This window comes from uncultured Proteiniphilum sp. (genome assembly GCF_937873925.1).
Classification (GTDB): domain Bacteria; phylum Bacteroidota; class Bacteroidia; order Bacteroidales; family Dysgonomonadaceae; genus Proteiniphilum.
In genome coordinates this window covers 13,025-36,918 of the sequence record NZ_CALNAT010000004.1, presented here as the reverse complement: position 1 = coordinate 36,918, position 23,894 = coordinate 13,025, and the positions used below count along the sequence as shown (strand labels likewise).

Genomic DNA, 23,894 nt, shown 5'->3' with positions numbered 1-23,894 from the left:
GGACTGGGAGAACAACCTGCCCCGGATAAAACAATCGATAGATTATTTCAATCAGGTGGCGGAGCAGGTATTGTAGAATAATTACTTAAAGGATCCTATGTTGCGATTCTGGTTTTATATATACCGTTCCCGTTTGCAGGGGATATAAACACCTTTGCGCAAGCTTCAAAAAATAAAATAAATTTAAAATTGGAGTCAGTTATATTTATTACTTATTTTGTGTTATGAAGCGACGCGATTTTTTAAGATCTTGTGGAGTAACACTTATGCTGGGTAGTATTGCTCATGAAATAAGGGCGGCGATCCGACACAATTCGGAAAAAATAAAACCCATCGAAGGATCCTGGTTTGAATTCCAGCACCATAACCTTGCCGAAGGGAAATACTGGAATGAAACCCTGAAAACATTCTCCGCGGCACAGTGGGATGCGAAGGTAAAAGAAATTGCCGACAGCGGTATCCGATATCTGGTATTGCTCAACGTAGCCATTTACGATAAAACATTCTATCCGTCCGCATTACTTCCCCAACACGAGATGGGCTGTGAAAATCCGCTCGAAACCGTATTGAGCACCGCGGACAAATACGGAGTAAAGTTTTTTATCAGCAACGATTTCTTCGGCGACTGGACGAATCCTTATTTTCTGATGACAGATCCCGAAATCAATAAATTACGGTTGACAGCCATGAATGAGATCGCTGAAAAATATGCGCATCACAAAAGTTTCTACGGATGGTATTTTCCCAATGAAACAGGAATATCAGGACACTATGAAGATTTCTTTATCGATTACGTAAACGCATCTTCTGCCGAAGCGGCAAAACTGATGCCAGGCACAAAAACATTGATAGCTCCTTATGGAACAAGGAATGTGAAAGCCGATGACAAATATGCAGGTCAGTTAGAAAAGCTGAATGTGGACTATATCGCTTACCAGGATGAAATCGGGGTGGAGAAAACGCAAGTAGAAGAAAGCGCCGGATACTTCGAGCAATTGTACAGCCTTCACAAGAAAGCGGCCAGATCCCGCCTATGGGCCGATGTAGAAGTGTTCCGGTTTGAGGGGAAAGTATATCAAAGCGCATTGTTGCCCGCACCTGCCGAAAGGGTCATTCAGCAACTGGAAGCTGTTTCACCGTTTGTAGAAAAGATATTCATCTATCAGTATACGGGGTTATTGAATAAACCGGACAGTTTGGCTTTCGCCGGTCATCCGGACTCTGAGATCCTTTATATGGGATTGGCAAAACGCCGATTCTTAAAGAATAGAATAATGTAACCCTTCTATCATAGCTGTTTGTTATCTTTGTTATATGGTAAATTTAATATTGAATAGCCGAATGTCCGAACAGTGCCTGGACACTTATCTTGGTCTCATCTGTACGAATTTCTCATTATCGAAGATAAAAACAGGCCATAATAATTTCATCAAGATGAACAGAATAAACACTTTACTTGTCGGCATTTTTTATATTCTTGCTTCGCAGATCCATGCACAAACTGTGTATTATGATGCGGATCAATTCCCGTTGATCGGAAAGACGTCGGACGAAACCGAAACCCGGTACGAGCGACTCCCTGCCTACCTGAAAGAGGTATGCCGGCCACCGGTATGGAACCTGGGAAAAAACACTTCAGGACTGGCAATCCGTTTCAGTACAAACAGTACGGCTATCTCCGCGAAATGGGAAGTGACAGGGGACAACCGGATGAATCATATGACCGAAACGGGTATCAAGGGTATCGATCTGTATGCCTGGGAAGGTGGCCATTGGCAACCCGTGAAAGCCGGGCTTCCTTCCGGAAAAGTGAATGAACGGACCATTATCTCAGATATGACACCGCAGGAACGGGAATATATGATGTTCCTCCCGCTTTATGACGGGGTAATCTCTCTTTCGATAGGAATAGATTCCGCGGCGTATATTAAAAACCCTGTACTTCCCTACCCCGACACCACGCACCCGATCCTTGTTTACGGAACCAGTATCACACAGGGAGGATGTGCATCGAGACCGGGAATGTCATACACCAATATCCTTGCCCGTCGGCTAAACAGAGAGGTGATCAATCTGGGGTTCAGCGGCAACGGACAGCTCGATTATGAGATTGCGGAATTAATGGCAACCCGCCGGGATGCATCACTGTTTGTGCTCGATTTTATTCCCAATGTCAATGCTACGCAGCTGGCAGAAAAAACAAGGCCTTTTTTCGATATATTGCGTAAAGCAAACCCCGATATCCCGATCCTTTTCGTGGAGACAGTCATTTTTCCTCATTCGTTTTACGATAAAAGCATCTATGGGACAATAACGGAGAAGAACAGGCTGTTGCGGGAAGAATATGAAAAGATCAAACGCGAAGGAGATAAAAACGTATATTATCTGGCAAACGATAATCTGATCGGCAGTGACGGGGAAGCTACGGTAGACGGTATCCATTTCACCGATCTGGGTTTTTTACGTTTTGCCGATAAAATGTATGACACTATCCGCCAGATCAACAATCAATAAAACAAAAAAACAATGCAAAACAATCGAAGAGATTTTATCAAAAAAGCGGCTCTTGCCGGTGTTTCAGTAGCGGCTATCCCTGCGTTATCTGCCTGCGACGGCGCAGCGGGATCATCTTCAGCAAGAGACAATCATTCCGACATATATAAGAACAATGAGTTGAAAAGCAAACTCATTGTACCCGGGAATAACGGGATAAAAATAACCGGCACATTCCTGGATGAGATCTCTCACGATATCCCTCATCAGAACTGGGGAGAGGCGGAATGGGATCTGGATTTCCAATATATGAAGGCCATCGGTATCGATACGGTGATCATGATCCGTTCCGGATACAAGAAATTTATTACCTACCCGTCGGAATATCTATTGAGCAAAGGCTGTTTCATGCCGTCGGTCGATCTGGTGGATATGTACCTGCGCCTCGCGGAAAAATACGGCATGAAGTTCTATTTTGGCCTGTATGACTCCGGCCACTATTGGGCAACCGGCGACATGTCCCACGAAATTGAAGATAACAAATATGTGATCGACGAAGTATGGAAAAACTACGGCGAAAAATACAAAAGTTTCGGAGGATGGTATGTAAGCGGTGAGATAAGCCGTGCCACGAAAGGGGCCATCGGCGCCTTTTACGCTATGGGCAAACAGTGTAAAGATATCTCCGGAGGATTGCCCACATTTATCTCGCCATGGATCGACGGCAAAAAGGCGGTGGCTGCAAGCGGAACCGCTCTTACCAAAGAGGACGTGGTATCGATCCAGCAACATGAAAAAGAGTGGGATGAGATATTCGCGGGGATCCACGAGGTGGTAGATGCTGTGGCATTCCAGGACGGCCAAATCGATTACGACGAGCTGGACGCATTTTTTACAGTGAACAAAAAACTGGCCGACAAATACGGTATGCAATGCTGGACAAACGCCGAGTCGTTCGACCGCGATATGCCGATCAAGTTTCTTCCGATCAAATTCGACAAGCTCCGCATGAAACTGGAGGCAGCCAAACGATGCGGCTATGACAAAGCGATCACCTTTGAGTTTTCTCATTTTATGAGTCCGCAGTCGGCCTATATTCAGGCAGGAAATCTGTATAACCGGTATAAGGAATACTTTAATCTGTAATAAAGGAGGAAAGATCACCCGAACTCGCGGAATAAAGATGGGAGATCACCGGAATTCAAGGGAGACAACAACTTATATATTGTTCCCGGACGGTTATGCCTGAGTTGAGATCACCTGAGTACAGGAAAAAAACAGTGCAACATACATAGAATATTTAATTTATAATTAGAGATGCAGAAAGCAGAGAATATTAGTCGTTATGTGATTTTTCTTTCGGTGGTCGCAGCATTAGGCGGCTTCCTTTTCGGATACGATACCGCCGTGATCTCGGGAACAGTGTCACAGGTGACTGGACAGTTTGCACTGACAACCATCCAAAGTGGGTGGTATGTAGGCTGCGCGCTGGTAGGTTCAATCTTGGGCGTGATTTTCTCCGGCACCTTAAGCGACCGGCTGGGTCGAAAAAAAACCATGCTGCTCTCCGCGGTACTTTTTACCGTCTCTGCTGCCGGATGCGCTATTTCGGCCAATCTTGACCAACTGGTTGTTTACCGTATTGTCGGAGGCATAGGTATCGGCATTGTGTCGATTGTATGTCCGCTCTATATTTCGGAAGTCTCGCCCGCTTCCCACCGCGGCAGAATGGTTTCCCTCTACCAGCTTGCGGTGACAGTAGGCTTCCTGGGCGCCTACCTCATGAATTACTATCTGCTGAAGGTGTCAATGGAGTTTTCATCTGAAAATCCTCTGTTGTTCAAAATCTTCGGAACCGAAGCCTGGCGAGGGATGCTGGGCGCCGAAACCCTTCCCGCCCTGATGTTTTTCATTATTATCTTTTTCATTCCCGAAAGCCCCCGCTGGTTGATCGTGAAAGGAAAAGACAACGCCGCGTCGGGGATATTCTCCAAAATTTACACCAAAGCATCGGAGGTCTCCTTTCAGATCAACGAAACCAAACAGATGTTGCAGTCGGAAGTGAAATCGGATTGGAAACTGCTCATGACCCCGGCTATCTTCCGCGCGGTGCTGATCGGTTCCGCCATCGCCATCCTAGGGCAATTTATGGGGGTGAATGCCGTGTTGTATTATGGTCCGTCCATCTTCGAGACAAGCGGGCTCTCGAGCGGTGATTCCCTGTTCTACCAGTCATTGATCGGTCTGGTAAATATGGGAACCACGGTACTTGCCCTTTTGATCATAGACAAAGTCGGACGGAAAAAACTGGTTTATATTGGTGTTTCGGGTATGATCGTATCCTTGATCCTCATCGGAATTTATTTCCTGATAGGCGAATCGTTAGGCATGTCAAGCCTGTTTTTACTGGGTTGTTTCCTTGCTTATATTTTCTTCACGGCAGGATCCATCAGCGCGGTAATCTTCGTATTCCTGTCTGAGATGTATCCCACAAAGATAAGGGGGCTGGCCATGTCCATCGCAGGATTCTCGTTATGGGTTGGTACCTATCTTATCGGACAACTCACCCCATGGATGCTCGAAAACGCCACACCCGCAGGCACATTCTTCCTGTTCGCATTCATGTGCATCCCCTATATGCTTATCGTATGGAAACTGATGCCTGAGACCGCCGGTAAATCACTGGAAGATATCGAGCGCTTCTGGTTAAAAAAGAAGTCTGTTTCTTAAATCCTTTTTTGAAAGGTATTCAACGGATTTATTAGTGAGAATATATTCAGCTATTCTTTATACTGGTTTTTAAATGAAAGAAACTGCTTACGAAATATGCTGGGTGAAATATGATAAAACTCTTTGAATTGACGGCTAAAATGGTTAGGGTTACAATATCCAAGTTTATATGATATTTCAGAAGAAGTGAGCTCTGTAGACAGCAACAACTGCTTTGCCCTGGCCATTTTAATGTTCAGCATGAACTGAGACGGGGTCTGATCCGTCAACCGCTTAATATTAAAATACAATTGTGTGCGACTAATATTAAAATGCTGTACCAACCTATGGACAGAAAGATCGGGATCGCTCAAATTGGAGTATATATACTCGGTCAGGTCCTTAATGAATATTTCGTCCGTATTATTGACCTCCGTCTTCTCTATTATTGATTGATTAATCCCGGAGTAATAATTACGAAGCACATTCTTTCGTCTCAACATATTGTCGATTCTCAAAATAAGTTCTTGAATATTAATTGGTTTTCGCAGGAAAGCATCAGCCCCAGACTGAAAGCCTTTTATCTTGGCTTCGGCGGATGATTCGGATGTAATGAGAAACACCGGAATATGCTGAGTCAGTGGATTTCCTTTCACTTCTTTACAAAAACTGTATCCATCCATTTCAGGCATATATATATCACTGATTATTAGATCCATATTTTGAGATTTCAGCAACTGTAAAGCCTCCTTAGCGGTCGATGCGATCAAAATACGAAAATGATCCTGAAGCTTTCTCTTGAGCATCTTTCGCGTATCCGTGTCATTGTCGACAATTAAAAGCTGGAATGTCGTAGAGCTATTTTCGGTGAAATAGTTAGTTTGTTCTTCGATATACATTGTGTTGTCGATAATCTGATTTACAATCTTGTTCTGCATGGATGAGGGACTGATTTCAATGCTATCATCCTGAATAACAGGAATCCTTATTCTAAATATATTCCCCTCATTCTCCACCGCAATTACGTCCAGTTCAATATTGAGCAGCTTGGCTATGCTATTTACAATAGCCAGCCCCATGCCACTATTGGGATATGTACTGGATGTGTTTGTCCGGTAATACGGTTGAAAAATAACAACCTTTTGCTCATCGGTAAAGCAAACCCCACTATTATAAATATCAATCACTAACTTGTCTTCTTCTCTCACTATTTTGAGATAGCACTTCCCCCCTTGCTGGGTATGTTTAAATGTATTACTCAGCAAATTACCGATAAGCTTTTCCATTTTATCGGCATCAAACATCATTGGAAGAGAGGATATCTCCGTTATAAACTGATGTTCTATTCTTTTCTGTTTATATAGAAGGGTGAATGACTCGTAAATCCCTTCAATGAACGGAATAATATCATACTTTCCATATTCCACAGATGCATGCTGGGACTCCATATTACGGAAATCCATCAGTTGATTTATCAAATATTCGAGACGTTTTACATTCCGTTTAAAAATATTAATATCGCTATCCAGTTCACTGCTATTAGATATTATTTCTTCCTGAAGGGTCGAGATAATCGCCAGAGGCGTTTTAAATTCGTGCGAAATATAGGTAAAGAAATCCAACTTCAGGGCATTTAGTTTTGTCAATTCTTCCTGCTTACGTTTAGCCTGATCAATAATCTCTATTGTCAAACGCTGTCGCTTAACGAACCTTGTGATCAGCCATAATACAATAACAAATATTGCGGCGTAGAGTATGATCATATACCAGCTAAGCATGAACGGAGGTTTCACAACGATCTCTATTCCCTTGGATGCTAATACCTCCTCTTCTTCAGAAGTCAGTTGTATATGGAGCATGTATTTACCTGTTGACAAACCGGTGAATATGATCTCATTAGATGCCGGATTAACTTCATACCAGTTATTGTCAAAGTTTTCAAGCATGTACATACATTTGTATGATACTCCTTCATCAGTATTAAAATCGACACTGGCAACAGTAAAAGATATAAAATTCTGATTATTGTTAAGGGTCAACTTCGTTGTGTTGTTGATATGTTTTTCCAAAATATGGGTTTCTCCGGGAGTAACTGAATTCTTGAACAATTTAAAGTCAGAAATATAAAGTTCTGGTGCTTTTTTTTCCTGTGGGGTTATATCCTGAGGGTTAAAGCTTAAAAGCCCGTCAGTTGTGCCAAAATAGATTGTCTTATCCTTATCGGTATAACACGAACGCACATTGAATTCGTTTTCACCCAGTCCCCATGCGAGATTAATTTTTCTAATTTTCTTATCAGGGAATATTTGAAGTATATCATTACCTGAAGCCAACCATAAATTTTGATTTCTATCACCCTGGATGTTGGCAATACGATTGTTAATCTTTTTATTATCAGATATATAAGTCACTAACTTATCATGTTCAAATAATAAAAGTTCACCTTTAGTTGTTCCTATCCATAACCGTCCTCTCTCATCCATATAACTGCACTGAAACTGATTGTCCAAATACTGCGGAAAATTGAATTTTTCTGTCCTCCCACTGTTCCTGTCAAAACGGAAAAAAGAATAGATATCAATAATATAGATATAGTTTTTATATTCATAAATATTAAAAGAGGCAAAATCTTCGGTAGTTGACGGAACAATATTCGAGAAAATACCCTTTCCATGCAAGTATATGTCAATCCCCTTATTTGTGGCGACAACCAAACTGTCTTTATTTAACGAATACAACCCATAAACTCTACTGCCGGCCAAGGAGGTAGTATCATTCTGTCGATGTATGTAGTGTGTTATTCTTCCATTCGGAGTTATTTTGTAAAGACCGTTCGAAAGAGAGCCAGCCCACACGTTATCGTTATTGTCTATCTCCAAAGACACTATATTGTCATTGATACCTGCATTAGTATGATTTATATGCCTAATTATGTTTTTATCACGATCTAATACACTTATTCCCATACAGTTTGTCCCTATCCAAAGGTTATCATTTTTATCTTTTATAATTCCATTGGCTGTTACAATACCGGTTTTTCCACCTGAATCACCCAAATTACTGAAACTCATATTCGAATTAAGTTCCTTTATATAGAAAAACCCCGTGAAAAATGTTCCCAAAACCATATCTTGCCCTTTGGTCATATATATCCCAGTTATGGTAGTAGTCAACGTTATATTATAACTATTCTCGAGTTTATAATTCTTGAAATAATTATTGTTGTAATCGTATACAGCCAACCCACTATTGTGACCTATCCAAAGCCTATCATATTTATCCTCATTGATACTACCAATATTCTCGATTTCATTTATCTCATATGTATCCACTATATTTTCTTTTTTGAAATCATCAAAAGCCCTATTGTAACGATAGAGTCCGTCTTTTACCGTTCCTACCCATACAGTACCCTTCGAATCGGGATACAAACAAATTCCGGTTAATGGAGATTTGTCAGAACTGGTCAGCTTATAAGAGCGTATTATATTGAAGTCATCATCTATCTTGTAAACTATATCACGATATAACGCCCACAGGGTGCCAAACTTATCTACATTCATAATGTAATATGGAATATCATTTTTGATCATACGCACCTTACCGCCCGCATAGCCATAAATTGCCCCGTTACCGACAAGTATAATTTGATCGTGATACCTAAAAATGGACGAAATATATTTAATATCTTTATCATTATCGCCATGTTCATCATTTGTCAAACGAGAATATGTCCCTAATTCATAATCATATGCCTCTAAATATCCTTGTGTCGCAATAAGCATTTCCGTACCTGTATCATACAGAGAGTATATATACGAACCTGCATGCCGTTCAACAATGGATAACTGATTACTGTCAAAAATATTTAATCCCGTAGTTGTTCCAATCCATATCCGGCCATAAATATCGTCGGAAAGGGAAGTAACGGTATTACTTACAATTCCATCATTCTTGCTAATATGGATATAATTTTTTATGACTTGGTCTACCTGTCCAGATAGAGAAAAAGCTGTAAAAAATAAAATAATCAGAGTAAAATTTCGCATTGACATAAGGCCGTCTATATATGTATGTATAATAAGAACAAATTTATCATGTAAAACTTGCAAAACATGCGGGATTACACATTAAAGATATAACATATGTCATGAAATCGCAAATCGTCTTTATACATATATGTCTGAACAGGATGTACGTTTGATTATTTCTACCATTTTTTTCTGACCAACTTTATTTTTGTATGTATTTTGGACAATGGTATATGCCGATAGTTTTATCTATAAGTACTTTTATTGGGAATTTTGTAAACATTACGGCTGTAATACAAAAAAGAATACTCTTCAATATGAATTGCAATAGTCTGGTATCCTACTTAATGGTCCTTTTTCTGTCAGGATCGGTTTATGGCATGTCCGCAGAAGATCACACCATCCGAATTTCTGATCTTGGCATTATCCCAAATACAAAAGAAAATATTATCCCTTTATTGGATAAGATTCTGAAGAAGAATAAGGACAAAAATGGGCTGAGATTAGTTTTTGAGAACGGAAGATACGATTTCTACGCAGAAGGAATAGAGAATGGCATTGAAAAGACAACAATAGCCTTCGACCTGGAACAGATGGAAAATGTGACAATTGAAGGGAATGGAGCCGATTTTATCTTTCATGGGAGAGTGATGCCTTTCCGTATACAAAGGTCCAAGAATATTTATCTGAGAAACTTCAATATTGATTGGGATCGGCCATACAATTCACAAGCAAAGATCATAAAAGCTTCAGATCATTATGTAGATATGGAAATCGACCCCAAGGAATATCCTTACGAAATAGTAAATGACACTATCTGGTTTCTGGGTGAAGGGTGGCGCAGGAAAATTGTTCCGCAATATACAAACCTGTACGATGAGAAGACAAAGGATATAATCTTTCAAACCCGCGACCGCCCTTTGGGAGATTCTTTATACAATGCAAAAGTTACTTTATTAGGTGAAGGGAGAGTCAGGTTCCATTTTAAACCCCTGATAAAACCAAAACCCGGAACAATAATTGTTTTCTTCCATGCAACATACCTTACCAATGGAATCGATATAAAAGAAAGTGCTAATACCAGACTGGAAAATATAAACATATATCACACACTTAGTTGCGGAGTTCATGGTTACAAAAGCGAAAATATTAGTTTAAACAATGTCCACATTATTAGTAATGATAAAAAGGACAGGGCTTTCAGTACTATTGCCGATGCCACACACTTCAATGGGTGCAAGGGACACATATTATTCGAGGGTTGTTCTGTAAGTGGTGCAGGTGACGACTTTATGAATATTCATGGTATGTATGCTAAAATACTTAATATTATAAATAACCGCTGTGTTTTAGTTGCTCCCAATCCCCGATATATCGGATTTGATCCCGGTGCAAATGCATGGGCCTTAGATTCTGCTACTATGCAGCGTAATTACGAGCTAAAAGTCCTGAAACAGCAACCCGAATATGATACACAGGATAAGCTTATAGGATATATCATTACTTTCGATAAATCAATTTTAGGAAAATTGCAGAAAGGGGATTTACTCGAGAACAAAGACCGGGTTCCGACTCTCACCGTGCGCAATTGTAAAATGCTGAAGAAAAACCGTGCGCGATCCATTCTTGTAACCACTCCATCCGAGGTGCTGATTGAAAATAATTACTTTAATTCAGCTGGTGCTGCTATCCTGATTGAAGGAGATGCAGATATGTGGTTCGAATCGGGAGCTGTAAAAAATGTCATAATCCGTAACAATGTATTCGAAGATTGTTATACATCAGGAAATAACATTATTGATAATCCATGGGGCTGGGGCGAAGCAGTCATATCCATTACTCCTTCAGTACGTCCGTCAGGAATAGACACCCCCGCCTATCATCGCAATATAAAAATAGAAAAGAATGTATTCAGGCATTATGACTATGCTTTACTATTCGCCAGGTCGGTAGATGGGTTAAGTTTCACCTACAATAAGTTAATAAAGACAGATTCATATCCACAGTTTTATAGGGAAACCAACATATACCTTGATGGATGCCGAAATGTAAAAGTTGGGAAGAATAACTTTTCCGACGACTTCCCCGGAAAAAATATCACCATTAAAAATATGCGCTTTAGTGATGTCTATCAATACGGGGATAAACTATTAATAACTGAAGATAAAGAATAATAAAAGTATGAACAGATTAGTACTTTCATTTCTATTAACCCTATTCGTCACAATCAGAACCGGGGCAACGGATATCAATATCATTCCTTATCCGCAATCGATAGAAATAAAAAGGGGTATTTGTGATTTATCCCAAGGATTCAATCTCAAAGGAGAAAAACAAAATCAAAGTTACATTAAAGAAGTTCTTATTTCTGATTTTGACCTGTCACCAAGTACACGGGGTGTGGTGATAGATCTCAGAATCAATTTAAATGCAGGAGAAAACCCTGAAGCCTATCGATTGACAATAACCTCAAAAAAAATCACGATCGAGTCGCCTTCTCAAAATGGCATAAAAAAGGATATCATATCGCCCCATTATCAATGTCTAAATTGAAAGAAGAAATAGTAGATTATGAATAAGTTATTAGGATTATTTTTTTGTATAAGTATCAGCTTAACGGTTTTGGGTACGGAAAGGACAAGTGTTATCAAGATTCCGCTGGGTGAAAGGAACGACTATACATCGGTGATTTTTGAAATTTTAGAGAACAACAAGGGCGGTAATATTGCTCTTGAATTCGAAAAAGGAGTATACAACTTTTACCCGGAAAAAGCGGCAGGCAGGTTTGTCCGTGTATCGAATAATGACAATGGATACAAGCGGATTGCTTTTTATTTGGATGGAATGCAAAACGTCGAGATACGAGGAGACAAAACGGAATTTCTTTTTCACGGGTCGATCGTCCCTTTTTACATCAATAATTGTACCGACATATCTATCTCCGGGATCAATATCGACTACGATACATCGTTTATCTTCGAAGGGCTGGTTATTGCCAATAATCCTGCCGAAAAAAGTATTGATCTAAAACTTGCTGAAGATATTCGCTACGAAATAATGGGCACCCGCATGTTTTATATGGGTTACGATTGGTCTCAGTCTTTGGGGCAAAACATAATATTCGATCCGGCGACAAATGCCCCTTACTACTATACATCAAAATATTTGCATCACGATTGGAAACGTGAACTCATAGCAGAGGATATGGGAAATCATACAGTCCGTTTGTCAGGATTCGAATCTACAGAAGTTCCACCAGTCGGGTCCATCTATATCGATAAAGGTCCGTATAAACTGAACAGGATGTTTCCGGGAATAGTACTACATTCATCTTCGAACATCAATTTTTCGGATATGAATATTTATATGGCTGGGGCAATGGCCCTTATCGGTGAAAATACCGAGCATGTTTCCATGAAAAAGTTCAATGTCAGATTACGTGAAGGCTCAAAGCGATTTATATCAGCATCGGCCGATGCCACACACTTTGTCAATTGCCGCGGTACAATCCAATTCGAAGATTGTATTTTCGAAAACATGCTGGATGACGCAACCAATGTACATGGTACATATATGATTGTAAACGAATTTATGGATGACGATTGCATCGCCGTACAGTTCGGACATTTGCAACAAGAGGGATTCCTCTTTACATCAAAAGGTGATACGTTACAACTGATCAACCGTAAAAGTTTATTACCTGTGACCCGGTTTGTTGTAAAAGAAGCAAAAAGTATCAATGACAATTATTGGATTATCAGATCCGAAACACCATTGTCCAAGCCAGACAATTCAGATCAGCTGGCAGTCGAAAATCTTACAAACGCAGCTTCATTGGTTATGCGAAGATGCACTGTAAGAAACAACAGAGCCCGAAGTCTCTTGATATCAACGCATAAACCCGTATTGATAGAAGATAACTACTTCGATTCTATGATGGCCGGAATCATTATTGCGGGCGATGCAAATTCGTGGTTCGAGTCGGGGAATGTAAGCGATGTCATTATTCGCAATAATACATTTGTCAATATGGGTAAAGGAGGAGAAGCTCCACAATCGGTACTACAGATTTCTCCTGAAATTCCAAAATCAGAAAGGGAGAGAGGTTATTATCACGGGAAGATCATATTTGAAAATAATCTGGTAAAAACATTCGATTCACAGGTCATTTATGCGCTTAGTGTGAAGGACCTTATAATTAGAAATAATACCTTTGTGTCCACAAAAGATTACAAACCCATTTTTAATGACTTGGCATTTATCGATATCCAAAACTGTAAGAATATCGAAGTGCAAGGTAATTCCTTTGAAGGGGATCATCATAAAGCTGAAGTAAGTGTTATCGATTGCGGATATATTAATCTAAAAAAACAAAAGGGCTTTAAGGAAGAGACAGTAGCCAAGCCAAATACATTCTTTTATCAACAATAACACTTTTATCATGAGAATCAAATACATATTGATACTAAACTCGATAATATTATTTTCGGCATGTGCAACAAAACCGATAATGTACGATAGTTTCAAACCTGGCGAAATATGGCTCGACAATAACGGAGTACATGTTAATGCTCATGGCGGAGGTATATTATTTGACGATGGTAGATACTATTGGTTTGGGGAACATAAAACCGAAGGAGAAAATGGCAATTTCGCCAATGTTGGGGTTCACTGCTATTCATCAAGAGACCTGTATAACTGGACAGATGAGGGTATAGCTTTGGCGGTAATGCCAGATTCTTCAGGAAGTGATATCGAAAAAGGTTGTATATTGGAACGACCCAAAGTTATTAAAAATAATAAAACTGGCCAATACGTCATGTGGTTTCATCTCGAACCTAAGGGAAAGGGATATAAAGGAGCTCTGAGCGGGGTTGCCGTAAGCGACAATATAACAGGCCCTTATACATATATTAAATCTGTACGACCTAATGCAGGCCATTTCCCTTTCAATGTCTTGGACATACATTACGGGGATAGTCCTTCCTTAGGACAAAGGTTCGACGGAGGATCTCTGCCGGGAAATATTGACACACTTAATATATTGGGACGTGATATGAAGGGTGGACAAATGGCCCGTGATATGACTCTTTTTGCAGATGATGATGGGAAAGCCTATCATATCTATTCATCCGAAGAAAATAGTACACTCCATATTGCCGAACTTTCTGATGACTACCTATCACATACCGGGAAGTATGGGCGTTTCTTCCCCGGGCGATTCATGGAAGCTCCAGCCATATTCAAAAGAAACAATAAATATTATCTAATGATGTCGGGCTGTACCGGATGGGCTCCTAATCAAGCACGTTCAGCAGTAAGTGATGGTATTTTCGGAGAATGGAAAGAATTGGGTGATCCTTGCATCGGAGACAGTATGCACACTACTTTCCACTCTCAAAGCACGTTCATTTTACCTGTACAGGGAAAAAAAGAAACCTACATATATATGGGTGACCGTTGGACTCCTCAGAATGCCATTGACGGACGTTATGTATGGCTGCCTGTCAGATTTGAAGAGGACCGCTTTTTCATTGAATGGAAAGATCAATGGAATTGGGAAAATCGGGACAATTAATTAATTCGAGGTAGATACCATTAATTCTTTTATCACTTGTTCTGCTGTGCCATCTTTGAGTAAAACCCTTTTATCTTTGTCCAGAAGGTAAAGCGAGGGGATTGCCCGAATAGCATACAAACTCTTCTTTACGATTAAAGAATCAGAACCGTCACAGGCATTGATCCAATTTTCGGGTAATACCATTTGATGCATTCTCCAAGTCTCCAAATCTTCGTCTGGATAAAAGGCAAGTACTTTCAACATCCCGGTCTTTGTCAGAGTTGTAATTATATCAGAATTCTCCAGTATCTCTTTTGTCTGTTTACAGGCGGAACAGTCGGGGTTATAAAATAATAATAAGGTATACTTTGCACTAATATTATGTAATCTGCCTTTCTTCCCATTAGCAAGCATATAAATAAAATCTGCGGCAACCATACCTTTGCGATTCTTATTAATCTCTTCAAGCTGGAATGCAGGACGTATCTTTTCTGTTTCATTGCTGCAGGCATCCTGTAGAATATATCCAACAACTGCAGCATATAATTCTTCATTCAGCATCGGAGAATTGGGATTGTACAGGTACTTTTCTGCCTGTTCCAGAAAATAACGGTATACTCGTCCGCTTTCTTCCTGTTCTGCCTTCGAAAGCAGGTTATTAATAGCTTTGGAAGCCTTACTTGCATCAATCAACGGCAATATGTCCAGAAAGCCTACGAACACCTGTTCCATCTCTTCAGGAATATGGGTATAAACCGTATCCGGAAAATTAAAATAATCCCACCAATGCATAGCAAGGTAAAAAAAAGTTTCATCTTTATCGGTTATCGTTAATGGAATAACAGGCAAAGAAAAGAAATCCTTTAAAGCAGGAATAACTGTTTCATCTGGATTTTCGTTTGCCAAGGGATTAACGACATCGTTTCTACGTGTACAGGAGGAAAAACAGATAACCGCGAAGATGACAAGTAAACCTACGGTAAAAAGTACACGTAATCTTCCTATCTCAATAAGATCATATTCACCTAAAGATTTTTTAAACATCTTCCCTGATTCTATGTTTGCCATAATATATATACCTACATCGAATGAACAAAATTACAGAAATTCACAAAGAAATCCTTTTATCAATATAATTGCATTTTCAAAAAATCATACATGATTGTTTGCAGTTTATGCATATATGTTTATTTCATGCTTTTTAATAATTTGAAGGTATAAAATAAAAACAACTGTATAAATCAGCACCTTATTTTATTATATACTTTTGCGTTCAGGGTCACTCGAAAAGATTTTTTTAGTAAGCTCATTAATCAAGTTTCGCATGTTGTCCTATGTGTGCAGCAACAATAATAGAACATTTGTAGTTTGTATTTTCCGATAATAGCTAACAACTGATACCGATACCTGATTACAAAAAATGGCGAAACATCAATTAACTATATAATTAAAAAATGGACAAATGAAAACTCACATCAGAACACATCTACACATTTGGTGGATTTTATTGTTTATAGGATTGTGCCATTCATTATTTATTTCGGGGCAAACAAGTACGAGTACAGTCCCTGTACAAGGAGTAGTTATGGATGCAGAAAACGTATCTATAATTGGTGCCATAGTTACAGTGCAGAATCGTCCAATAGGAACTGTAACCGATGTAGATGGTAATTTCTCTATAGATGCATATATTGGAGAAACTTTGGAGATATCATTTATGGGGTATAAAAAACAAACCGTTAAAGTCACATCTTCCAAAGAAACAATAACAATTATCCTTGAAGAAGACAGTATTGAGTTAGAAAATGTAGTTGTCGTAGGGTACGGTACAACAAGCAAACAAAAACTCACGGGAGCTGTTGCCAATGTCTCTACTTCCGATTTTAAGAATCGTCCTATTACAGATGTATCTTTAGCTCTTCAAGGTAAGGTAACCGGTGTACAAGTAACACAAAATTCAGGACAACCAGGAGCAGACGGGGGTACAATTACAATCCGGGGAATAGGAACACTCAACGACTCTTCGCCATTGGTCATTATCGATGGTTTTGAATCCTCTTTCGACAAAGTTGATCCCAAAGATATAGAATCTATGACCGTTCTAAAAGATGCTGCTTCTGCAGCTATCTACGGAAATAAAGCGGCCAACGGAGTTATCCTCATAACCACCAAGAGAGGCAGAAGCGGAGCAATGGCTATCGAATACAATGGATACCTTGCGGTTCAGGATGTAACGCGTTATCCATCCCTACTTGGGTCTGTTGATTTTTTGGAATTATATAATGAAGCCCGTGTTAATTCAGGACTACAGGAACTATATACAGATGAATATATCGACAGGTTTAGAAAAGGGGATGATCTGGCGGCTTATCCCGATCGTAACTGGGCTGATTTTTATTTTAAGCCCGCAGCACAACAGAATCACTACCTGAAGCTAAACGGGGGAACAGAAAAATTAGCGTATACATTATCATTTGGTTATCTAGATCAAGATGGTATACTCAAGGGCACAGATTATCAGAAATATTCGTTCCGGTCCAATATAAACACATCCTTCTTGAACAACAAATTGAAAATAGCAACCAACATTTCAGGTTATGTGGGTAACCAGACCGATTTGGTTGATGGGACAGAATCTACTTTGGCCCGGATAGTACAAATGCATCCCACTGTTGTGGCTAAGATGGAAGGATATGGATGGACTTCCTGGTTTTATAACGACGCTGCCCATGAAATGGGAGGGAAGAAAAGTCAGGATAAAAAGAGTTTTACAGGAAATCTGAATGCGATTCTTCAAATAACCGAACAATTAAAATTGGAAGGAGCTGTCAGTTATGATCACAATATGGAATTTGGTCAAACCTATGCCCCCAATATCACACTATATACAATTGAAACGGGATCGAACGGAGAACAAACAATAGGTAAAAATACATCTCGTGAGTCCATGATCAGGGAAAGTACCTACCGGTATGGAACTGTATCAAGCTACGCTACTCTATCCTATTGGCTGAATATCGATACCGATCACCACTTCAAGGCACTAGCCGGTGTACAACAGTCGGAATGGGATGGGAAATATTACCAAACAGAGCGTAAACGACTGACTGCAGATCTCCCCACGCTGGAAGTCGGTGATCCCGCTACGCAGAAGAATAGTGCTTGGGCTTCGACAGTTCGGTCTTCATCACTGTTTGGCAGATTCAATTACGACTACAAAGACAAATATTTATTTGAGGCAAATATGCGATATGATGGTTCTTCCAGATTTGCAATTGGTCACAAATGGGGTTTATTTCCCTCTTTATCTGCCGGTTGGCGTATTTCAGAAGAGTCATTTCTTAAAAACAATTTGCATTGGGTTAATGAGCTGAAAGTACGTGGTTCGTGGGGACAATTGGGTAATGAAAAAATATGGAGTTCATACGCAGGAATAGATATATTATCCGTTGGATCAGCCAATTACATATGGAATAAACAAAGTGTCACAGGGTCTGCACTTTCCTATATCGCAAATAAAGACCTGACGTGGGAGACAACTACACAAAAGAATTTCGGATTGGATTTTACGATCTTCAACTCTTTTTCAATGTCGGCCGATTTTTATATCAAACAAACTGATGATATCCTGATGCAACTACCGGTATCCAGTACATTCGGATTTACTGAAGATCCTTGGAAAAATGCAGGTAAGATGCGCAATGTAGGGTATGAACTCTCTTTAGGATATAATAAAGAGTTGTTCGAAGGCTTTGATCTTAATGCAAATGCCACTTTATCATTCAATAAGAACAAGATATTGGACTTGAAAGGCATGAGTCCTATACTGAATGATACCAGAGGCATCCTGTTACAAGAAGGCCTGCCGATCAACACGCTGTACGGATACGAGGTGGAAGGTATCTATCAAAGCGAAGACGAAATTCACAACCATCTATTGACTTTCGACCGGTATGGAAATCCTGTCAATTCATACTCCGGACTTATTGCCGCGCCCGGAGATATTCGTTTCAAAGATCAAAATGGTGATGGAATTATAGACATGGATAATGATCGTGTCCCTTTAGGAGACCCATCACCAGATTGTTTATTCTCTTTCTCGGCAGGAGCCAGATATAAAGGATTCGATTTTACTATGTTCCTACAAGGAGTGGTAGGCGGGGAAGGTTGGAGTTCGGGTGAGTTGGTATCACCTTTTTTCAATAGCTATAACAGTGCGGGCTGGATGGTAAATCGCTGGACCCCCGAAAAGCCTAATAATACATACCAACGTGTTTATATAGACAGTCAGCGTTCATCCATCAAATCTGCCTATTATGTAGAAGACATGTCATATCTGCGCTGCAAAAATATTGAACTGGGATATACTATCCCAAGTTCATTGCTGAACAGATTGAGGATAACAGGAACAAGGGTGTTTGTAAGCGGGCAAAACCTTTTCACCATGACTAAATATAAAGGATTTGACCCTGAACGGGCAGGAGTGAATGCTACCAATATATATTCTTATCCTTTAGTCAAAACATTTACTGCGGGTATTAATGTAACATTTTAAGTTATGAAAAAGAATACATTAAATAATATTGCAACAATTTTGCTTCTTTTGTCGGTATATTCATGTTCCGACTACCTAAATACTGTCCCCACAGATAAAGCCTCTCCTGATACATTTCTAAAAGATATTGACCAGGCAAAGAGTCTATTAGCCGGAATTTATTATTGTTTGTATGACGAAAGCCCAAGTTATATAACTCCTTATACATACGAAAATATGTCGGATAATTCGTTCAACCCCAACACCTGGGAATTCTCAGCTGAATTTGCAAAAGGCACACAAACGGCATCCAGTTGGTGGGCAGAGTATAAATGGACAAGGGATTGGCAGGCCATTTCGCGGTGTAACTCCCTGCTGCGCGGACTTGCGTCGAATAAAACATTGTCCCAAACCGACAAGAAAGCAATAATGGCAGAAGCACGCTTCTTAAGGGCATTGTTTTATTACGATTTAATTTGGTTTTACGGGCGGGTACCTCTGTTGGACGAAAATTCACCTTTGGAAAACCCGCCTCGTGAAGAAATATCAAAGTTATTATCCTTTATGCACGATGATGTAGATTATGCCATCGACAATCTAAAACAGAGTTTTGGCGGCGAATCAGCGTCTAAGGGAGCCGCGTACATGCTGAAATTACGAATCGCACAATACGAACAGGATAACCAGACAGTCATCGATTCCGCCAAAGAGATACAAAAACTCGGCTATACGTTATACTCTGATTTTGTTAAATTATTTCTAGAAGAAGGAACTACAGATGCTTCAAATAAGGAGATAATAATGAAAATAAACTATGCTACCGATCTCCGTTCCAGTTATATGACTATGCTATGGTATCATTGGAATTCGTTCCAAACAACCATTCCCATGGTAGAAAGCTTTTTTACCTCAAACGGGCTACCCATCAAGACATTAGAAGCCGATGGCGGAGGATCAATACCTAAGGACCCGTCTTATGACCCGGATCATCCGTTCGACAACCGTGATCCCCGTTTACATATGTCGATCCTTTGCCCGGGTTCGGAATATCGTTTGGATGCAGAGTCCCGCTATCAGGCGAACTGGGTTCCTGCAAGTTGGGCTAATATATCCGGCTTCCGTCCGAAGAAAGGAGCTAACGAAAAGTTGGCCAACACACAAAATGATGGCTGTGACAAAATAATAATGAGGTATGGCGAAGTATTACTGGCATGGGCCGAAGCCGAAAATGAGCTGAACGGACCAGCGAATGTATATCCGTTGATAGACCAACTACGCAACCGTGTTGATATGACTACCCTCTCGGAATCATTACCTAACCTGACCAAAGAGACAATGCGTGCACTGATAAGAAACGAGCGCAGGGTTGAGCTTTTTCACGAAGGACAACGTTGGTTCGATATACGCCGTTGGAAAATAGCCGAAAATGTAATGGTCGATGCCGTTGGATTAGACGTATCTAAACTAAAATGGTATTGGAATGGAAATGTAACTCCTGATTGGCAATACGAAACGATAGTGATAGATAAAAGATCCTTCAATAAAGATAGGGATTATTTATGGCCGATCCCATTGAAAGAGATCAATGCTAATCCTATGATCAAAGACGATCAAAATCCTAATTATTGATCCCGATAATAAACATTATACTGATTAATGGGTAAGATTCGTGACAATCACACATCTAAAATCATATTCAATATAAGCTCTAATAATATGAGAAAGATAAAACAACAATACACAATAATACTCGTAATTATACTGCTTGCTGCCTGTGAGCAAAAAATAGAATACGTGAACCCTACGTGGGCAAGGGCAATCTACCCTGCAGAAGGTGCTACCGTAAAAATTGATTTCTTCAAGCCGGACGAACTTCAGACTTTCACATGGGAAGTAAGGCCAAATTCTACATATAAAATATATTTTGATACCGACATGCACTTCCTCAATCCCTATGCATTCGAAATGGGGACAAAAGACTCACTGAAGGTCACCAATCAGGATCTAATAGATGTACTTCGTCATGTATGGCCTGACTTTGCAAGCATTAAAAGATTCTTCTGGAAAGTAGAACAGACTACCAATGGAGAAGTATCCTCAACCTGGCGTTATTTCAATGCAATACTTGCCGTTGAAAGTTTTGTTGATGGACGGGATGGTGAAGAATACGAGGCCCGGCAATTTGTTATGAATGATGGGGCGTTGATAACCATCATGGCAGAAAACCTCCGTGCAAAAATTTATTCTGACGGTACGCCACTTCCACTTCCATACAAGAGTGCCCAGACCAGTGATCCCATCTACAACACAAAAGCCGGAGGATATTATTCATGGGAAACAGCAGTCCGGATGTCGTGGGATGAGGCTAAAACTGCCACACTTAATGGCGAGAGCATACAAGGTATATGCCCCGATGGATGGCATGTTCCCTCATTAGCAGAGTTCGACAAACTAAGAAACTATTTGGACCCGGAAACAGGAGGTAACCTGATAAAAGATCCATCGTATTGGAAAACAACAACTAACATCACCAATAGCACTAAACTCAACATTATAGCGTCGGGTTACTATTGGCACGAAGGCGTCGGATTTATTACGCAGGGACTGGACGCTGATAATCCTTTTACAGGCTTCTGGAGTTCCACTCCATATCTCAAAGGCCAGCAATTTGCATGGGGAGAAACGGCATTGGATGATGATAAGAACAAAGCAACACTCATGTCAATGTATGATGATGTGGAAGGTATTTATCTGCAAGGATACTCCATTGTTCCGGGTGTGGAAAACCGTTGTTACCCGATAAGATGCATTATGGACGAAATAAAGTAACCTACAAAACGAATAAAATGAACATTTACAGACTTTTATACCTATATTGGTTATTCACACTGCCCCTGTTGGCTATAGGGTGTAATCCTTCAGATGATGATCCTGCTCCCGAAAAAGTAGACGATAGCTCTTACCCGCATCGTTATTATATTGATCCCGAGAACGGGGCTTATTATAATACGGGACACTCTCCTTCTCAGGCATGGGAAAATGTAGACCGAATACTCCAACGTACATGGAATGCCGGAGACACAATACTGATAAAGAGAGGAAGTATATATAACGGAACTATAACCTTGAAAGGGAATGGAACAGCTGAAGCCCCAATTGTGATTATGGCATACGGGGACGAGAATCTGCCTCTGCCCGAAATAAATGGCGAAGGCAAGAAAGATGAAACAATACTAATCCGCAACGTAGAATATTGGGAATTGCACAATCTCAAAATAACGAATAAGGGAGCAGAACCTCGTCCTAAAAGCGTTGGTATCCGTATTGTTGCTGAGAACATGCCCAATGGTGTAATGAATCATATTCACATCAAAGGTTGTACGATACAAGATGTATATGGCACAAAAACTCACCATCTGGGTGGCGGCGGTGCAGGAATACATTATTACAATGTGCTGGAAAGTGCTATTCCTACGAGTTTCAATGATATCCTGGTTGAAAACTGTCATTTTAAGGATTGTCAGCGTGACGGATTAGTAGGATATGTGACTACAGGAGATCGTAGCAAGAGAAAAGCAAATACCAACTTCGTATTCAGGGGTAACTTATTCGAAGGAATTCCGGGTGATCAGATTATAATAAACAGTTGTGACAAAGCAATTGTAGAAAACAACATTGTTCGTAACTGTGCCGAGGGAGGATGGTCTCCCGAAGGAGCTGGATTCCGTGCCGAAGCGTCAGCCGGATTGTGGTGTATTCATAGCGATGAAACAGTTTTCCGGTACAATATTGTCCAAGATCATAAAGCCACATGGGACGGACAGGCTTTCGATTGCGACCAGAATTGCCAGAATACACTCTTTGAGTACAATATTTCATATAACAATGTAGGGGGATTCTTTCTGCTTTGTCCCGCAGATGTAGGTTTTGACAAAGGATATGCAACCCATAAAGGGACTATCGTCCGCTACAACATCAGCATCAACGATGGAACCCGCGATTACGTGAAAGAAAACGGATTAACCTTGTCATCAACTATCGATATTGTAGGACGTGTAGACGGTGCATATTTTTACAACAACACTATCATCAAAACAAAGTCTGCTACACAACATGCAGACAATAGCGCGATAACATTCGACAGTTACACCAATATCCCGAATTCATTGGTATTTGCCAATAACATATTTTACAATACGACAGAATATGTAAATGAATTCTGCAAACTAAATATTGGATCTCTGGAATTGAATACGGGAGTTGTTTTTCAAAATAACTGCATATATGGATATTCAACACCGATACCTGGGACAGGCACGTATAATAGTGGGAATATCTCAGCCGATCCCCGTTTCGTAAAACTTGTGACAGACTTTGTGAATTCAAATAATCTGGTAGACAAAGATCAGATATTGAGTGGACTGAAATTGGCTGAAGGATCGCCGGCTATTGGGACTGGGACTACCATTTCGGACGGAGGAGTATATCCCGTGACAAATGATTTCTGGGGCGTTGCCGTAGGGACGAATAAGAATATGGGAGCGTATAATCATTAAAAAGAGAGCAT

The 23,894-nt window shown here is 40.2% G+C and carries 14 protein-coding genes; 12 read left to right on the top strand and 2 right to left on the bottom strand.

What is annotated here, in order from left to right; genetic code table 11:
- Window positions 1-266 precede the first annotated feature (266 nt).
- The 4 genes from Q0502_RS00535 to Q0502_RS00520 all read left to right on the top strand — a co-directional run bounded on the left by Q0502_RS00535 (window position 267) and on the right by Q0502_RS00520 (window position 5,223).
- Window positions 267-1,280, top strand: coding sequence for a DUF4434 domain-containing protein (locus Q0502_RS00535; RefSeq protein ID WP_298645899.1), 1,014 nt, complete (start codon window positions 267-269; stop codon window positions 1,278-1,280).
- 154 nt (window positions 1,281-1,434) lie between these two features.
- Window positions 1,435-2,514: an SGNH/GDSL hydrolase family protein gene (locus tag Q0502_RS00530; protein ID WP_298645897.1), complete on the top strand. Its 1,080-nt coding sequence runs from the start codon at window positions 1,435-1,437 to the stop codon at window positions 2,512-2,514.
- Between the two features lie 12 nt (window positions 2,515-2,526).
- Entirely contained in the window at window positions 2,527-3,639 is a 1,113-nt protein-coding gene (locus tag Q0502_RS00525; RefSeq protein WP_298645895.1) for a DUF4434 domain-containing protein, read from the top strand.
- A gap of 171 nt (window positions 3,640-3,810) precedes the next feature.
- Window positions 3,811-5,223, top strand: coding sequence for a sugar porter family MFS transporter (locus tag Q0502_RS00520; RefSeq protein ID WP_298645893.1), 1,413 nt, complete (start codon window positions 3,811-3,813; stop codon window positions 5,221-5,223).
- A gap of 50 nt (window positions 5,224-5,273) precedes the next feature.
- On the opposite strand, the gene Q0502_RS00515 is transcribed toward Q0502_RS00520, so the two are convergent.
- Window positions 5,274-9,257 carry a hybrid sensor histidine kinase/response regulator transcription factor gene (locus Q0502_RS00515; RefSeq protein ID WP_298645891.1) on the bottom strand — a complete coding sequence of 1,328 codons (3,984 nt, stop codon included), beginning with the start codon at window positions 9,255-9,257 and terminating at the stop codon, window positions 5,274-5,276.
- Between the two features lie 293 nt (window positions 9,258-9,550).
- On the opposite strand from Q0502_RS00515, the gene Q0502_RS00510 reads away from it, so the two are divergent.
- The 4 genes from Q0502_RS00510 (at window position 9,551) to Q0502_RS00495 (ending at window position 14,811) form a co-directional block, all read left to right on the top strand.
- Window positions 9,551-11,407: a right-handed parallel beta-helix repeat-containing protein gene (locus Q0502_RS00510; RefSeq protein ID WP_298645889.1), complete on the top strand. Its 1,857-nt coding sequence runs from the start codon at window positions 9,551-9,553 to the stop codon at window positions 11,405-11,407.
- A 7-nt stretch (window positions 11,408-11,414) separates the two neighbouring features.
- On the top strand, window positions 11,415-11,786 hold the full coding sequence (locus Q0502_RS00505; protein WP_298645887.1) for a glycoside hydrolase family 20 zincin-like fold domain-containing protein: 372 nt from the start codon (window positions 11,415-11,417) through the stop codon (window positions 11,784-11,786).
- A gap of 18 nt (window positions 11,787-11,804) precedes the next feature.
- Window positions 11,805-13,664, top strand: a complete 1,860-nt coding sequence (locus tag Q0502_RS00500; protein ID WP_298645885.1) for a hypothetical protein — start codon at window positions 11,805-11,807, stop codon at window positions 13,662-13,664.
- Window positions 13,665-13,743: 79 nt separating this feature from the next.
- On the top strand, window positions 13,744-14,811 hold the full coding sequence (locus Q0502_RS00495; RefSeq protein ID WP_298645884.1) for a glycoside hydrolase family 43 protein: 1,068 nt from the start codon (window positions 13,744-13,746) through the stop codon (window positions 14,809-14,811).
- Here the strand turns inward: Q0502_RS00495 and Q0502_RS00490 are convergent, their stop codons facing one another.
- Complete coding sequence (locus Q0502_RS00490) at window positions 14,812-15,861, bottom strand: DUF5106 domain-containing protein (protein ID WP_298645882.1); 1,050 nt, start codon at window positions 15,859-15,861, stop codon at window positions 14,812-14,814.
- Between the two features lie 394 nt (window positions 15,862-16,255).
- Here Q0502_RS00490 and Q0502_RS00485 point away from each other — a divergent pair, with 394 nt between their 5' ends.
- The 4 genes from Q0502_RS00485 to Q0502_RS00470 all read left to right on the top strand — a co-directional run bounded on the left by Q0502_RS00485 (window position 16,256) and on the right by Q0502_RS00470 (window position 23,883).
- Window positions 16,256-19,348, top strand: coding sequence for a TonB-dependent receptor (locus Q0502_RS00485; protein WP_298645881.1), 3,093 nt, complete (start codon window positions 16,256-16,258; stop codon window positions 19,346-19,348).
- A gap of 3 nt (window positions 19,349-19,351) precedes the next feature.
- On the top strand, window positions 19,352-20,956 hold the full coding sequence (locus Q0502_RS00480) for a RagB/SusD family nutrient uptake outer membrane protein (protein ID WP_298645880.1): 1,605 nt from the start codon (window positions 19,352-19,354) through the stop codon (window positions 20,954-20,956).
- Window positions 20,957-21,043: 87 nt separating this feature from the next.
- Window positions 21,044-22,156, top strand: coding sequence for a fibrobacter succinogenes major paralogous domain-containing protein (locus tag Q0502_RS00475; protein ID WP_298645878.1), 1,113 nt, complete (start codon window positions 21,044-21,046; stop codon window positions 22,154-22,156).
- A 17-nt stretch (window positions 22,157-22,173) separates the two neighbouring features.
- A complete protein-coding gene (locus tag Q0502_RS00470; protein ID WP_298645876.1) occupies window positions 22,174-23,883 on the top strand; it encodes a right-handed parallel beta-helix repeat-containing protein in 1,710 nt (569 codons plus the stop codon).
- Window positions 23,884-23,894 lie beyond the last annotated feature (11 nt).